The 14,146-nt window shown below is 66.5% G+C and carries 14 protein-coding genes; 6 read left to right on the forward strand and 8 right to left on the reverse strand.

Going from position 1 to position 14,146, the window contains the following annotated elements; translation table 11 throughout:
• Nucleotides 1-85 precede the first annotated feature (85 nt).
• The 4 genes from QPK32_RS18860 to QPK32_RS18875 all read left to right on the forward strand — a co-directional run bounded on the left by QPK32_RS18860 (nt 86) and on the right by QPK32_RS18875 (nt 5,970).
• The gene (locus QPK32_RS18860) at nt 86-1,183 is read left to right on the forward strand and encodes a ribonucleotide-diphosphate reductase subunit beta (RefSeq protein WP_290414337.1); all 1,098 of its coding nucleotides are present in this window, start codon (nt 86-88) and stop codon (nt 1,181-1,183) included.
• Between the two features lie 298 nt (nt 1,184-1,481).
• On the forward strand, nt 1,482-2,180 hold the full coding sequence (locus QPK32_RS18865) for a polyphenol oxidase family protein (RefSeq protein ID WP_290414338.1): 699 nt from the start codon (nt 1,482-1,484) through the stop codon (nt 2,178-2,180).
• Between the two features lie 223 nt (nt 2,181-2,403).
• Nucleotides 2,404-4,104 carry a glycosyltransferase family 4 protein gene (locus QPK32_RS18870; protein WP_290414339.1) on the forward strand — a complete coding sequence of 567 codons (1,701 nt, stop codon included), beginning with the start codon at nt 2,404-2,406 and terminating at the stop codon, nt 4,102-4,104.
• Nucleotides 4,105-4,794: 690 nt separating this feature from the next.
• Nucleotides 4,795-5,970 (forward strand): hypothetical protein, encoded by a 1,176-nt coding sequence (locus QPK32_RS18875; RefSeq protein ID WP_290414340.1) that lies wholly within the window; start codon nt 4,795-4,797, stop codon nt 5,968-5,970.
• Nucleotides 5,971-6,074: 104 nt separating this feature from the next.
• Here QPK32_RS18875 and QPK32_RS18880 read toward each other — a convergent pair whose 3' ends face one another.
• Nucleotides 6,075-6,509: a hypothetical protein gene (locus QPK32_RS18880; RefSeq protein ID WP_290414341.1), complete on the reverse strand. Its 435-nt coding sequence runs from the start codon at nt 6,507-6,509 to the stop codon at nt 6,075-6,077.
• Here QPK32_RS18880 and QPK32_RS18885 point away from each other — a divergent pair.
• Together QPK32_RS18885 and QPK32_RS18890 are read left to right on the forward strand one after the other, a co-directional pair.
• Nucleotides 6,493-6,648 carry a hypothetical protein gene (locus QPK32_RS18885; protein ID WP_290414342.1) on the forward strand — a complete coding sequence of 52 codons (156 nt, stop codon included), beginning with the start codon at nt 6,493-6,495 and terminating at the stop codon, nt 6,646-6,648. The two genes, QPK32_RS18880 and QPK32_RS18885, sit on opposite strands and share 17 nt — an antisense overlap.
• A gap of 111 nt (nt 6,649-6,759) precedes the next feature.
• A complete protein-coding gene (locus QPK32_RS18890) occupies nt 6,760-7,290 on the forward strand; it encodes a YggT family protein (RefSeq protein WP_290414343.1) in 531 nt (176 codons plus the stop codon).
• Between the two features lie 81 nt (nt 7,291-7,371).
• On the opposite strand, the gene QPK32_RS18895 is transcribed toward QPK32_RS18890, so the two are convergent.
• The 7 genes from QPK32_RS18895 to QPK32_RS18925 all read right to left on the reverse strand — a co-directional run bounded on the left by QPK32_RS18895 (nt 7,372) and on the right by QPK32_RS18925 (nt 14,143).
• Entirely contained in the window at nt 7,372-8,310 is a 939-nt protein-coding gene (locus tag QPK32_RS18895; protein ID WP_290414344.1) for a carbohydrate kinase family protein, read from the reverse strand.
• A gap of 10 nt (nt 8,311-8,320) precedes the next feature.
• Nucleotides 8,321-9,976, reverse strand: a complete 1,656-nt coding sequence (locus QPK32_RS18900) for a DUF3426 domain-containing protein (protein WP_290414345.1) — start codon at nt 9,974-9,976, stop codon at nt 8,321-8,323.
• A gap of 3 nt (nt 9,977-9,979) precedes the next feature.
• Nucleotides 9,980-10,942 (reverse strand): 50S ribosomal protein L11 methyltransferase, encoded by a 963-nt coding sequence (gene prmA, locus QPK32_RS18905; RefSeq protein ID WP_290414346.1) that lies wholly within the window; start codon nt 10,940-10,942, stop codon nt 9,980-9,982.
• A complete protein-coding gene (gene accC / locus QPK32_RS18910) occupies nt 10,939-12,354 on the reverse strand; it encodes an acetyl-CoA carboxylase biotin carboxylase subunit (protein WP_290414347.1) in 1,416 nt (471 codons plus the stop codon). The genes prmA and accC overlap by 4 nt, the downstream gene beginning before the upstream one ends.
• A 133-nt stretch (nt 12,355-12,487) precedes the next feature.
• Nucleotides 12,488-12,958: an acetyl-CoA carboxylase biotin carboxyl carrier protein gene (gene accB / locus QPK32_RS18915; protein ID WP_290414348.1), complete on the reverse strand. Its 471-nt coding sequence runs from the start codon at nt 12,956-12,958 to the stop codon at nt 12,488-12,490.
• An 84-nt stretch (nt 12,959-13,042) separates the two neighbouring features.
• Nucleotides 13,043-13,480 (reverse strand): type II 3-dehydroquinate dehydratase, encoded by a 438-nt coding sequence (gene aroQ, locus QPK32_RS18920; protein ID WP_290414349.1) that lies wholly within the window; start codon nt 13,478-13,480, stop codon nt 13,043-13,045.
• Nucleotides 13,481-13,588: 108 nt separating this feature from the next.
• A complete protein-coding gene (locus QPK32_RS18925; RefSeq protein WP_290414350.1) occupies nt 13,589-14,143 on the reverse strand; it encodes a TlpA disulfide reductase family protein in 555 nt (184 codons plus the stop codon).
• Nucleotides 14,144-14,146: the final 3 nt, after the last annotated feature.

The following is a 14,146-nucleotide window of genomic DNA, read 5'->3' on the forward strand; positions in this document are numbered from 1 at the left end:
CGCGTTTCGACGGCGCTCGCAGAACTTGGGTTCCCGCCTCCGCGGGAACGACGGTGAAGCGAACTAGATAAACAAGGAACACATCATGGCTCTCTCCTGGGACGATGAACCGGCCGCCGCGCCGGCACCCGCAGCCACCGCCGAAGCCTCCGCCGCCGACGTCGCCAAGCGCGTGAACGCGGACGACAAGCGCATCATCAACGGCCAGACCGACGTCAACCAGCTGGTCCCGTTCAAGTACAAATGGGCCTGGGACAAATACCTGGCCGGCTGCGCCAACCACTGGATGCCGCAGGAAGTGAACATGCAGCGCGACATCGAGCTGTGGAAGAACCCGAACGGCCTGACCGAGGACGAGCGCCGCATCGTCAAGCGCAACCTGGGCTTCTTCGTGACCGCCGACTCGCTGGCCGCCAACAACATCGTGCTGGGCACCTACCGCCACATCACGGCGCCGGAATGCCGCCAGTACCTGCTGCGCCAGGCCTTCGAGGAAGCGATCCACACCCACGCCTACCAGTACATCGTGGAATCGCTGGGCCTGGACGAGAAGGAAATCTTCAACGCCTACAACGAGATCCCGTCGATCCGCGACAAGGACCAGTTCCTGATCCCGTTCATCGACGTCATCAACGATCCGGAATTCAAGACCGGCACGCTGGAAAACGACCAGAAGCTGCTGAAGTCGATCATCGTGTTCGCCTGCCTGATGGAAGGCCTGTTCTTCTACGTCGGCTTCACCCAGATCCTGGCGCTGGGCCGCCAGAACAAGATGACGGGCGCCGCCGAGCAGTACCAGTACATCCTGCGCGACGAATCGATGCACTGCAACTTCGGCATCGACCTGATCAACACGATCAAGATGGAAAACCCGCAGCTGTGGACGGCCGAGTTCCGCGAAGAGCTGAAGGCCCTGTTCCTGCAGGCCGTCGACCTGGAATACCGCTACGCCGAAGACACCATGCCGCGCGGCGTGCTGGGCCTGAACGCGGCCATGTTCAAGGGCTACCTGCGCTTCATCGCCAACCGCCGCGCCGTGCAGATCGGCCTGGACGCGCTGTTCCCGAACGAGGAAAACCCGTTCCCGTGGATGAGCGAGATGATCGACCTGAAGAAGGAACGCAACTTCTTCGAGACCCGCGTCACCGAGTACCAGACCGGCGGCGCGCTGAGCTGGGACTGATTCAAGCACTACCTCGTCGCCCCTGCGCAGGCAGGGGCCCAAATCTTGCCGGCGTTAACGAAGCGCTTGCAATATTGGGCTCCCGCCTGCACAGGGGCGACGGCGTTTACGCTGCTCCGGAACCCGCCCGGGATCCTCCCTGGCGCCTTCATCGGCATCGGCATCGGGGCCGGGCAGGGATACTCATATAGAGCGCACGCGGACGGACAGCATCCGTCCGCCAGCCTGCGCGCCCTTGTCACGTTCCCGATATGACCGGCATGCTATCCTCGCCCGCATCTTCCGAACGTCCCTCGTCATGCTCGCCAGCCCGCTTCTCCAGCTTCCCGCCGTCGTGCACGGCTTCGGCACCCGCCATGACGACATGGCCGCGCTGTGGCCGGAGTACTGGCCGCGCCGGCCCGTCCAGCACGAACGCCACGGTACCCGCATCGCCGTCGCGACGCGGGCGGGCGAAGACTGCGGCGAAGCCGACGGCATGCTCACCGACCGGCCCGGCCTGCTGCTGGCGATCGCCACCGCCGACTGCGTGCCCATCCTGCTGGCGCGCCGCGACGGGCGCGAAGTGGCGGCGCTGCATGCCGGATGGCGCGGCGCCCATGGCGGCATCGTGGAGGCTTTCGCCGACCTGGTGCGCGCACGCGGCGGCGACCCCGCCGAGTGGGTCGCGGCGATCGGGCCGGCCGCGCACCCCTGCTGCTACGAGGTGGGGCAGGAGGTGATCGACGGCTTCGTCGGGCGCTGGGGGCTCGATCCGCATCTCGTCGCGCCGCGCCTGGCGGACGGCCTGCGCCATCTCGACCTGCCGGCCATCGTCCTGCACCAGTTGCGCCGCGTCGGCGTGCACGCGGTGGCAGGCCGGACCGAATGCACGATGTGCCACACGCGCGCCGATGGACGCTTCACCTTCCACAGCTACCGCCGCGACCGCGAGACGCGCACGCCCGTCGTCGACGTGCATTGGTCGGCGATCGCGATCGCGATCGAGACAGCCTGAATCCACGGGCGAAACGACGCGGCGACCGCACATTCGAGGCGCTTCGATGGCGACGCCGCGCAAGCGATCGCACGATTTCGCGCGTGCCTCGCGCCACGCGCATGATAGTGGGGCTATCATGCGCTCATTCCGAACACGATCCATTCGCCGTGACACGAGCGATGCGCGCCATGACCCGAGTCCTCTTCATCCACCGGCATCCGCCGGCTCCGAAGGAATCCGTATGAGCTGGGCGATGGCCGATCGCTTCGCGCTGCACTTCGTCCCCGATGGTTACGCGGTCGACGGTCCGCGCCTGCTGGGACGACAGGCCGCGGGCGCCGGCCTGATGCGCGCGATCGCCGAGGCGGCGGACGTGCAGGCGATCGGCTGCTTTGCCGCGGGCGGCGCCCACGCGCAGGAATGCGAGCGCATGCTGCGCAGCCACGGTTGCCGCGCCGAGGTCGTGCACATCGCCCAGGGCCGTCCGCAGGACATCGCGCCGTTCGGCACGCTGTACCAGCCGGCGCCCGCGCTCGACCGCCTGGCCTGGCGCCGCCTCGGCGTGGGCGAGCGCAGCTACAGCCTGTGCGGCGTCACGCACACCACGGCCAGCCACGCCGTGATGACGGCGATCGCGGGCCTGCTGGTGGCGCCGCTGCGCAGCTGGGACGCGCTGGTGTGCACGTCGCGCGTCGTGCGCGACAGCGTGCGCGAAGTCCTGGAGCGCCAGGCCGACTACCTGCGCGCGCGCCTCGGCGCCCAGCGTTTCGAGCTGCCGCAACTGCCGCTGATCCCGCTCGGCGTGCATTGCCGCGATTTCGCGCCGGACGAAGAGCGGCGCGCGGACGTGCGCCGGCGCCTGGGCATCGGTGCCGACGACGTCGCCTTCCTGTTCCTCGGCCGCCTGTCCTTCCACGCCAAGGCGCATCCGCAACAGATGTTCGCGGCCCTCGAGCGGGCGGCCCTCGCGCAAACCGCCACTGGCAGGCGCCAGGTGCACCTGGTCCTGTGCGGCTGGTTCGCCAACGAAGGGATCGAGAGAGCCTTCCGCGAGGGCGCCGCGGCGCTGTGCCCGTCGGTGCGGCTGACGGTGCTGGACGGCCGCGTGCCCGAGCAGCAACGCGACGCCTGGGCTGCCGCCGACGTGTTCACCGCGCTCGCCGACAACGTGCAGGAGACCTTCGGCCTGGCCCCGATCGAAGCGATGGCGGCCGGCCTGCCGTGCGTCGTCAGCGACTGGAACGGTTACCGCGACACGGTGCGCGACGGCGTGGACGGCTATCGCATTCCGACATTGATGCCGGGAGCAGGCGCGGGACTTGATCTCGCGCAGCGTTACGACGATGGCGTGGACAGCTACGACATGTATTGCGGTCATACCAGCCAGGCGGTGGCGCTCGACGGCGCGTTGCTGGAGCAGGCCTACGCGCGCCTGATCGCGGATGCGAACCTGCGCCGCGAACTCGGCGCCAATGCGCGCCTGCGCGCGCAGCGGGAGTTCGACTGGGGCGTCGTGCTCGCGCGCTACCGCATGCTGTGGAGCGAGCTCGATGAGCGCCGCCGCGCCGATGCCGTCCTCGCGCCGCCGCTGCCCGCACTGGTGCCGGACCGGCTCGATCCGTTCGCCTTGTTCGCGACGTATCCGAGCATGCAGATCACGCCCTTGTCGCTGGTCGAACTGGCGAACGACGCATCGCTGGCGCTGGTGCGCCAGTACCGCGAGCTCGCATTGAACCGCTTTACTGTTGCGTCCTTGCCGACGCTGGAAGAATTCGGGCAGATCTTCGGTTCGATCGGATCGCGTCCGATGCAGGTCGACGAACTGCTCGACGCGCTCGGTCCTTGCGACCGCCCGGCGTTGCTGCGCGGCCTGGCGTGGCTCGCGAAAATGGACTTGCTGCGGATCCGCGCGGCGGGAGCGGAAAACGAAGAAAGCCTTTAAATAAAGGCCGTATTCGAAGAAATGCAGATAAACACGGCGCCGATAAAAGGATTTTTACCGGACGCGAAATGGACGTAGTGTGGAATGCGCATCGATGTGCGCGCTTGTTTTTGGAGACCGAGCCGAACGCATAAAGAATCAATCGCGATCGCGGCGATCGTACGAAGTCGAGAAGCCGTTGGTTATCCCTCGCGAAAAGGGCACGAAAAATACCGTGTGCGGGTTGCGCACTGACAAGGTTTTCGTGTACTTTACGTGATTGAATTTGTCAAAACGTGAAGAGTGCGAATCCTGCAATGTTTTTCAGCCGGATTCACGGTCCGAACGGGAAGCAAATCCGATCAAAAATGGGGCGCTGATTCATTGAGTATGCATGTGAGCTTCGCGAAAAGAACAAGCCGCATTGCCTGAATAAATGTCGGGCATGGCGGCTTTTTCTTTTCGCATCTCACCGGATGCAGCGATGTGAACAGTGCAGCGAACCACCGAACTCCAGTCGTTCGGTCATCGGCGACGACGATGGCTGAAGTGCTGCAGACTTGAGGAGTTGCAGCAGTTCAGCTGGTGCCGGATTCATTGACGCAAACACCGCGTTTGCGCCGATGAATAATTCGCCCGACCAAGCAGACCGGGTTGGACGGGTTCAAACCTTGTAGCGTATTTTCTCATCGCAGAGAAGGAGAATTTAAAATGGCAACAGCCGCAAAGAAACCAGCAGCAAAGCCGGCCGCAAAAGCAGCCGCCAAACCGGCAGCAAAAGCAGCCGCTGAAAAACCCGTCGCGAAAAAAGCGGTAGCCGCCAAGCCGGCCGCCAAGGCCGCGGCAAAACCGGCAGCAAAACCTGCAGCCAAGCCGGCAGCAAAGAAAGCCGCCGCCACCAAGACCGCCGCCAAGTCGACCGCGACCAAAACCGCCGCCAAGCCGGTAGCGAAGAAAGCCGCCACGACCAAATCGGCCGCCACCAAGACCGCCGCCAAATCGACTGCAAGCAAATCGACCGCAGCCAAGTCGACCGCAAGCAAGTCGGCCGCCAAGCCGGTAGCGAAGAAAGCCGCGACCAAGTCGACCGCAGCAAAATCGACCGCAGCGAAATCGACCGCGGCGAAGAAGACCACCGCGACCAAGACCGCCGCCAAGCCGGCAGCCAAGAAGTCGACCGCCGCCAAGTCGACCACCAAGTCGACCGCCAGCAAGTCGGCCGCCAAGCCGGTAGCGAAGAAAGCCGCGACCACGACGACCGCAGCAAAATCGACCGCAGCGAAATCGACCGCGGCGAAGAAGACCACCGCGACCAAGACCGCCGCCAAGTCGCCCGCCAAGTCGACCGCAAGCAAGTCGGCCGCCAAGCGGGTAGCGAAGAAAGCCGCGACCAAGTCGACCGCAGCAAAATCGACCGCAGCGAAGAAGACCACCGCGACCAAGACCGCCGCCAAGTCGACCACCAAGTCGACCGCAAGCAAGTCGGCCGCCAAGCCGGCAGCCAAGAAATCGACCGCGACCAAGTCGACCGCAAGCAAGGCCGCCGCCAAGCCGGCAGCCAAGAAGTCGACCGCCACCAAGTCGACCGCAAGCAAGTCGGCCGCCAAGCCGGTAGCGACGAAAGCCGCGACAAAGTCGACCGCAGCAAAATCGACCGCAGCGAAGAAGACCACAGCGACCAAGACCGCCGCCAAGTCGACCACCAAGTCGACCGCAAGCAAGTCGGCCGCCAAGCCGGTAGCGAAGAAAGCCGCGACCAAGTCGACCGCCGCCAAGTCGACCGCAGCGAAGAAGACCACTGCGACCAAGACCGCTGCCAAGGCGCCGGCCAAGACCGCCGCCAAGTCGACCGCGACCAAGACTGCAGCGACCAAGTCCTCCGCCTAGCCGGCCGCCAAGAAGTCCACCGCGCCCAAGACCGCCGCCAAGGCCCCGGCCAAGACCGCCGCCAAGTCGACCGCGACCAAGACTGCAGCGACCAAGTCCTCCGCCTAGCCGGCCGCCAAGAAGTCCACCGCGACCAAGACCGCCGCCACGCCGGCCGCCACGTAGACCACCGCGACCAAGACCGCTGCCAAGGCGCCGGCCAAGACCGCCGCCAAGTCGACAGCGACCAAGACTGCAGCGACCAAGACCGCCGCCAAGCCGGCCGCCAAGAAGTCCACCGCGACCAAGACCGCCGCCAAGGCCCCGGCCAAGACCGCCGCCAAGTCGACCGCGACCAAGACCGCTGCAAGCAAGTCGACCGCAGCCAAGCCGGCCGCGACCAAGACCGCTGCCGCCAAGGCCCCGGCCACCAAGACCGTAGCCGCCAAGGCTGCTACCCCGGCCGCCAAGACCGCCGCCAAGCCGGCTGCCAAGAAAGCCGCCGCGCCGAAGGCCGACGCGAAAGCCGAGACCAAGCCGGAAGTGAAGTCGGACGCCAAGCCGGACACCAAGGCCGACGCGAAAGCCGACAGCAAGGCGGACGGCAAGGACAGCGCCGCCCAGCCGGCCGCCACGCCGGCCGCCAAGTCCGTGATCGCGCCGGCCGCATGGCCGTTCCCGACCAGCAGCCGTCCGTAAGCCGTATTTCGCTGCGTTTTTTGCCTCACGTTTCTTCTGGGTGAGGCAAAATACCGCTGTGTGGGGCCTGTCTCGAGGCGCCGCACGGCGGTTTTTTTTTAAGGAGTCCTTGTGCTGCCCATTCTTCAGTTGATCGTCGATACCGTGGCCAGTGTGCTGGGCGGCGTCTTGCTGCTGCGCTTCTGGATGCAGGTGATCCGCGTGCGCCCGCCCGCATCGATCGCGCAATTCACCTTCACCTTGTCCGACTGGCTGGTGCGCCCGCTGCGCCGCATCGTGCCGGGCATGGGCGGTTACGACTGGGCCAGCCTGATCGGCGCTTTCCTGGTGGTGCTGGTGGCCAGCTCGGTCCTGCTGCTGGGCGGCGCGAGCGGGCAGGGCGTCGTGCTGTTCGCGGTCTTCCGCTTCCTGAACTGGATCCTGTACGGCTTCATGGGCCTGCTGATCGTCGAGGTCATCTTCAGCTGGATCAATCCGCACGCGCCGCTGGCGCCGTTCGTGCGCGCCCTCAACGAGCCGCTGCTGCGTCCCCTGCGCCGCGTGATCCCGCCGCTGGGCGGCCTGGACATCACGGTGCTGGTGGCCTTCATCCTGCTGCAGATCGCGCAGTACGTGCTGCGCCAGCTGTTCGCGTTCCACTGATGCCGTCGGGGGGCACCTGGTGCCCACCCCAGGCGTGGACCGGCCCGCACATTGCATGCGGGCCTTTTTTTTGTACCCCGGTCAGAACTTGTAGCCGAACGCCGCCTCGAAGCGCTGCACGATCTCCTGCGCCGTGAAGACGTGGTTCTGCGCGCCCTGGTGGGCGATCTTGATGGCGCCGATGACGCTGGCCAGGCGGCCCGTGGTCGGCCAGTCCAGGTCGTTCGCGATGCCGTACAGCAGGCCGGCGCGGTAGGCGTCGCCGCAGCCGGTCGGGTCGACGACCTGCTCGGCCTGCACCGCCGGGATCTTGTGGTGCTCGCCCTTGGCGTAGATGTCCGAGCCGTGCTCGCCGCGCGTGACGATCAGCGCGTCCAGGCGCGCCGCGATGTCCTGCAGCGACAGGCCGGTGCGGTCCATCACCATCTCGAATTCGTAGTCGTTGCAGGCCAGGTAGGTGGCTTGCTCGATGAAGGTCAGCAGTTCTTCGCCGTTGAACATCGGCAGCTGCTGGCCCGGGTCGAAGATGAAGGGCACGCCGCGCTCGGCGCAGTCGCGCGCGTGCTTGATCATGCCGTCGCGGCCGTCCGGCGAGATGATCGCGACGCGCAGCGGCAGGTAGTCGGCCAGGCTGTTCTCGTGCGAATGCTGCATCGCGCCCGGGTGGAAGGCGTTGATCTGGTTGTTGTCCAGGTCGGCCGTGACGAAGCACTGGGCCGTGTAGGCGCTGTCGATGGTGCGGATGGCATTGGTGGCCAGGCCCTGCTTTTCCATGCGCTCGAGGTAGTCGCCGCCGTCCTGGCCGATGGTGCCCATGATCAGCGGATCGCCGCCCAGCATCTCGAGGTTGTAGGCGATGTTGACGGCGCAGCCGCCATATTCGGTGCGCAGCGTCGGCACCAGGAACGATACGTTCACGCGGTGCAGCTGGTCGGCCAGCAGGGTTTCGCCGAAGCGGCCGTGGTATTGCATGATCTTGTCGAAGGCGATCGAGCCGCAGATCAGCGAAGTCTTGTTCATGGTTGAAGCCTCAGGGATAGAAAACGAAGAGGTGGTAATCGGATGGCGTCACGTCGCTCAGGGCGAAATGCAGGCGCACCGGCTGTTCCGAACGCGCGGCGAAGCCTGCCTCCGCGGCCGTGCCGCGCGGTAGATAGTCGGCCGGGGCGAACACGCGGCGCAGCACGGGCTTGTTGTCGTCGTCGGTCAGTTCCAGCTCGATGCTGGGCCAGGCCTGCACCAGGTTGCCCTGGTTGCGCAGCAGGGTGTGGAGCGAATAGGTGCCCGGGCCCAGCGTGGCCAGTTCCCCCGTCTCGATGGCCAGGTTGTCGACCTGGGCCGGCAGCGCGACACGGCAGCCGAGCAGCGCGCAGGCCGTTTCCAGCGCCGGCTTGAGCGCGGGGCTGCGCGCCGCCAGCACGTTGCGCCAGGTCGTCACGGCCTGGGCCAGCAGCGCGAGCAGCAGCACGGCGCTGCCCGCGCCCAGCAGCATGCGGCGCAGCTTGCCGGTGCGTTCCTGGCGCCGGCTGCGCTTGACGAATTCGGGTTCGTCCACGTCGTCGTGCGGCACGCGCAGGCGCGGCGGCTCGATCTTCGTGGGCGTCAGCCTGGAGCGGCGCGTGCGCGCTTCCACGGCCTTGCCGCGGGCCGAGCGCGGCGCGGCCGGCGTGGCGACGGCGGCGGCGGGCGCGTCGTCGACGGCCGAGGCGCGCAGCGGCAGGGCGGCCGGGGGGATGCCGGGGAGCGGGGGCGGCAGCGGCGCGGATGCGGGTTTGGCGCCCGCTTCCGGCTCAGCTTCCGGCTCCGCTTCGGCGTCCGCTTCCGGCGCGTGCTCGTCGTCGTCCGGCAGCGCCTGCGCGACGATCTCTTCGTCCACCGGCAGCCCAAAGCTCGGTTCGATGCGGTTCATGGGCGCGTAGCCGTGCACCGGCGCGGATCCCGGGGCCGGTGCCGGCGGGGCTTGCGGCTCGTCCTCCAGCCCTTGTTCGGGCACTTGCGCGGATTCCGGCTCAAGTGCCGGCTCAATTGCCGAATCGGGTGCCGCCGCGGGCTGCGTCACCACGTCCTGCAGCGGCTCGTAGAGCGGTTCCAGGTGCGGCTCGACGCGGTCGGCCGGCGCATACGTCGGCGCAGCGGCGTCGGCGTCGGTGCCGGCGGCAACGGCGGCAGGGGGAGTCTGTTCCGGCGCCAGCGATGCGGTCGGCGGCGGCGCTTCGGCGACCGCGGCGGCGGCAGGGTCGGGCTCGTTCTCGCGCTCGTCCTCGCGCTCGTCCTCAGTCTGCGGGCGGGACGCGGTGCGCCATACCTGCGGCCGGCCGGGCGCGAACGGCGCGGCCGGGGCCTGCATCGGCTGGGAGCTGACGGGATGGCTGTCGGGTGCGGTCTCGTGCTCGGACGGAGCGGGAGGTGCGGGCGATGGTTCCGGCTCGGGCAGGATGCCGAGCGGATCGAAGGTGTGGCTGAGGTCGACCGTATGGACGGGGTCTTCAGCGGGCGGGGGAGCTGCGGGCGGGGGAGCTGCAGGCGCCGGCGCGGGGGCCTGCGCCTGCAGGTCGACCAGGTGGGCGCTGCCGTCGAAGATGCGCTGGCAGGCGCCGCAGCGGACGATGCCGCCGCGGAGCTTCAACTGGTCCGAGGCGACCCGGAACGTGGTGTGGCAATGGGGGCACCGGGTGGCGAGCGCCATGCCTTATTTGCTGCCGCTGTTGCTACCGTTGCCGTCGCGTGCCGGCGGGGCGCTGGCGGCGCCGCGCTGGCCGTGCAGGGCAACCCAGCCGTCGTGTTCGGCCCAGACGCCCAGCTTGATGAACGGCGCGTAGGCGGCCGCCACTTCCTCGGCCTGGCGCGCCAGCACGCCCGACAGGATCAGGGAGCCGCCTTCGGCCACGCGGCCCGAGAGCATCGGCGCCATCAGCTTCAGGGGGCTGGACAGGATGTTGGCCACCACCGTGTCGAACTGCACGCCGCCGTGCGGCGAGGCGACGAAGTCGTCCGGCACGTAGAAGTCGATCTCGCAACCGTTGCGCTCGGCGTTCAGCTTGGCCGATTCGATCGCCTGCTCGTCGATGTCCACGCCGACGACGCTGCCGGCGTCCAGCTTCTTGGCGACCATGGCCAGGATGCCCGAGCCGCAGCCGTAGTCCAGCACCGTCTTGCCCGGCTTCGGATGGGCTTCCAGCCATTCCATGCACAGGCGCGTGGTCGGGTGGCTGCCGGTGCCGAAGGCCAGGCCGGGATCGACTTCGAGGATCAGGGCGTCCGGATCCGGCGCCTCGTGCCAGCTCGGCACGACCCAGATGTTCTTGCCGATGTGGATGGGCTCGAACTGCGATTGCGTCAGGCGCACCCAGTCGGCATCCGCGACGGCGCGGGTGGCGAACTTCGGGGTCTGCGCGAGGCCGGCGATGGCGGCGGCCTGGGCCACGATGGCGGCCTGGTCGTCGCCTTCGTCGGTCAGGGCGACGACGCGGCTATGGTCCCAGGCGGCCTGCTCGGGCACCATGCCCGGCTCGCCGAACAGGGGCTTCTCGTCGGCCGTGCCTTCGTCCGCGTCTTCCACCGAGACCGACAGCGCGCCCGCTTCCATCAGGGCGTCCGACAGCGCCTCGGCGTGCTCGCGTGCGATCTCGATGACGACTTCGGTCCAGCTCATTGATCTGCCTTTGCGTCTGCCGACTTGGTGTCGGATTTGGCGCCCAGCGCGCCGTCCTTCGGCAGGTCCGGCTTGTGGGCCAGCTTCTGCTCCAGGTAGTGGATGTTGGTGCCGCCTTCGATGAAGCGGGCGTCGACCATCAGTTCGCGGTGCAGCGGGATATTGGTGAGGATACCCTCGACCACCATTTCCGACAACGCGATCTGCATGCGGCGGATCGCCTGCTCGCGGGTGGCGCCGTAGGCGATGACCTTGCCGACCATCGAGTCGTAGTGCGGCGGCACGTAGTAGCCGGCGTAGGCGTGCGAATCGACGCGGATGCCGGGGCCGCCCGGCGGGTGCCAGCCGGTGATGCGGCCCGGCGACGGGGTGAACTTGAACGGATCCTCGGCGTTGATGCGGCACTCGATCGCGTGGCCCGACAGCATGATGTCGCGCTGGCGGAAGCGCAGCTTCTCGCCGCAGGCGATGCGGATCTGTTCCTGCACGATGTCGATGCCGGTGATCATTTCGGTGACCGGGTGTTCGACCTGCACGCGGGTGTTCATCTCGATGAAGTAGAACTCGCCGTTCTCGTACAGGAATTCGAAGGTGCCGGCGCCGCGGTAGCCGATCTTGCGGCAGGCTTCGGCGCAGCGGTCGCCGATCTTCTCGATCAGCTTGCGCGGGATGCCCGGCGCCGGCGCTTCCTCGATCACTTTCTGGTGGCGGCGCTGCATCGAGCAGTCGCGCTCGCCCAGCCAGACGGCCTGCTTGTGCTCGTCGGCCAGCACCTGGATTTCCACGTGGCGCGGATTCTCCAGGTACTTCTCCATATAGACTTCCGGATTGCCGAACGCGGTGCCGGCTTCCGTCTTGGTCATGGCCACGGCGTTGAGCAGCGCGGCCTCGGTGTGCACGACGCGCATGCCGCGACCGCCGCCGCCGCCGGCCGCCTTGATGATGACCGGATAGCCGATCTTGCGGGCGGTCTGGATGATTTCCTTCGGATCGTCGGACAGGGCGCCGTCCGAACCCGGCACGCAGGGCACGCCGGCACGGATCATGGCCTGCTTGGCCGAGACCTTGTCGCCCATCATGCGGATCGAATCCGGGCGCGGGCCGATGAACACGAATCCCGATTTCTCGACACGCTCGGCGAAGTCGGCGTTTTCCGACAGGAAGCCGTAGCCCGGGTGGATCGCTTCGGCGTCGGTCACTTCGGCGGCGCTGATGATCGCCGGCATGCTCAGGTAGCTTTGCGCCGATTGCGCCGGGCCGATGCAGACGGATTCGTCGGCCAGTTTCACGTACTTGGCGTCCTTGTCGGCTTCGGAGTGCACGACGACCGTCTTGATGCCCATTTCGCGGCATGCGCGCTGGATACGCAACGCGATTTCACCACGGTTGGCGATGAGGATTTTTTCAAACATGGTAAGTTCGGTGTTTCTGTGAGTGCCCGGCCGGGTCGGCCGGGGAACGACATGGATCGGTGGAGCCGAAGGACAGAAGTCCGGAGACATCCATCCGGAAGTCTCCGGACTTCTGTCCGTAGCGAGGAGTGAATTAACCGATCACGAACAGCGGCTGGCCGAATTCGACAGGCTGGCCGTTTTCCACCAGGATCTTGGTGACGGTGCCGGAGATGTCGGCATCGATTTCGTTCAGGAGCTTCATCGCTTCGATGATGCACAGGGTGTCGCCTTCCTTGACGGTGGAGCCGACTTCGATGAAGGCCGGGGCGCCCGGGGCCGACGAGCGGTAGAAGGTGCCGACCATCGGCGACTTGACGACGTGGCCGGTCGGTTCGGCCGGTGCCGCCGGGGCGGCGGCTGCGGCCGGTGCCGGCGCGGCGGCGGTCACGGCCGGTGCCGAGAATTGCTGCACGCCTTGCTGCGGCACCATCATCACCTGGTTTTGCGGGATTGCCGAGGACTTGACGATACGTACCTTGCTTTCGCCTTCGGTGACTTCGAGTTCAGCGATGTCCGATTCGGCGACGAGGTCGATCAATGTCTTGAGTTTTCTTAGATCCATGTGAAACCCCTTGGAATTATTTGTTTGTGAGTATGCGGCGTGAGGTGATGCACAATCCGCAAGGATGCGTGAAGTTGACGTAGATTAACGCTGTTTCAGCGCAAAGTCGATGGCAAAGCGATATCCATCAGCTCCCAGTCCGCAGATCACGCCTTGCGCCTTGTCGGACAAAAACGAGTGGTGCCGGAACTCCTCACGCTTATGTATATTAGAGATGTGGACTTCCACGAACGGAATGTCCACGCTCGAGAACGCATCGCGCAGCGACACGCTCGTATGGGCCAGCCCACCCGGGTTGATCACGATCGCATCCACACCCTCCGTCTTTGCTGCGTGGATACGGTCGATCAAGGCGCCTTCATGGTTGCTCTGGAAGCAGGCGAGGCTGGCGCCTGCGGCGGCGGCCTGGGCCTGGGCTGCCTGCTCGATGTCGGCCAGCGTCGTCGAGCCATACACTGCAGGCTCGCGCGTCCCCAATAAATTCAGGTTGGGGCCGTTGAGCAGCAGGAGCTTGTTCGCCATGTTGTAACCGTCTGTTTTGCCCGAAAGACAGGCATTTTGCCGCCAACATTACGGGTTGGCAAGCGATAAAAAGCAGTGTAAAGGGAAGTGAACGACCGTTCGTCAACCTCACAGCTTGGCGAGGTCGGCGCGCAGTTGATCGAATTTCAACCTGCCCAGGTAGGTCTTCTTCACCTGCCCATCCGCGCCGATCAGCACCGTATAAGGCAGGCCGCCGTTGGCGTTGCCCAGGCCGCGCGCCAGGTCGGTGGCGCCCATGCCGCCCACGTACAGCGGATAGGAAATCTTGATCTTCTTCGCGAATTCGGCGAGGTTCGTCGGCGAATCGATGCCGATGCCGATGACGTTGAAGCGCTTGCCGCCATCCTTGGCGGCCAGCTCGGACAGTTCCGGCATCTCGGACACGCACGGCGCGCACCACGAGGCCCAGAAGTTCACCAGCAGCGGCTTGCCCTTCCACTGGGACAAGGCCTGCGGCTTGCCGGACAGGTCGTTCAGCGATTGCGCATACAGGTTCGTCACCGCCGTGTGGGCGCGGCCGTCGGTCGGCGCATAGGTGGTCGTCACCGGCCCCTTGGCGTCCTGCTTGACGCCGGCGATGGCGCCCAGCACGGTGAAGGCGGCGGCGAGGATCGCGTAGCCCGCCAGTTTTTTCTTGTTCATGGG

It is taken from the genome of Massilia sp. YIM B02763 (assembly GCF_030412015.1).
Lineage (GTDB): Bacteria > Pseudomonadota > Gammaproteobacteria > Burkholderiales > Burkholderiaceae_D > Telluria.

Coding starts and splice junctions, on each gene's coding strand:
- QPK32_RS18860 (WP_290414337.1), top strand. CDS start 86: ATGGCTCTCTCCTGGGACGATGAACCGGCCGCCGCGCCGGCACCCGCA.
- QPK32_RS18865 (WP_290414338.1), top strand. CDS start 1,482: ATGCTCGCCAGCCCGCTTCTCCAGCTTCCCGCCGTCGTGCACGGCTTC.
- QPK32_RS18870 (WP_290414339.1), top strand. CDS start 2,404: ATGAGCTGGGCGATGGCCGATCGCTTCGCGCTGCACTTCGTCCCCGAT.
- QPK32_RS18875 (WP_290414340.1), top strand. CDS start 4,795: ATGGCAACAGCCGCAAAGAAACCAGCAGCAAAGCCGGCCGCAAAAGCA.
- QPK32_RS18895 (WP_290414344.1), bottom strand. CDS start 8,310: ATGAACAAGACTTCGCTGATCTGCGGCTCGATCGCCTTCGACAAGATC.
- QPK32_RS18900 (WP_290414345.1), bottom strand. CDS start 9,976: ATGGCGCTCGCCACCCGGTGCCCCCATTGCCACACCACGTTCCGGGTC.
- prmA (WP_290414346.1), bottom strand. CDS start 10,942: ATGAGCTGGACCGAAGTCGTCATCGAGATCGCACGCGAGCACGCCGAG.
- accC (WP_290414347.1), bottom strand. CDS start 12,354: ATGTTTGAAAAAATCCTCATCGCCAACCGTGGTGAAATCGCGTTGCGT.
- accB (WP_290414348.1), bottom strand. CDS start 12,958: ATGGATCTAAGAAAACTCAAGACATTGATCGACCTCGTCGCCGAATCG.
- aroQ (WP_290414349.1), bottom strand. CDS start 13,480: ATGGCGAACAAGCTCCTGCTGCTCAACGGCCCCAACCTGAATTTATTG.
- QPK32_RS18925 (WP_290414350.1), bottom strand. CDS start 14,143: ATGAACAAGAAAAAACTGGCGGGCTACGCGATCCTCGCCGCCGCCTTC.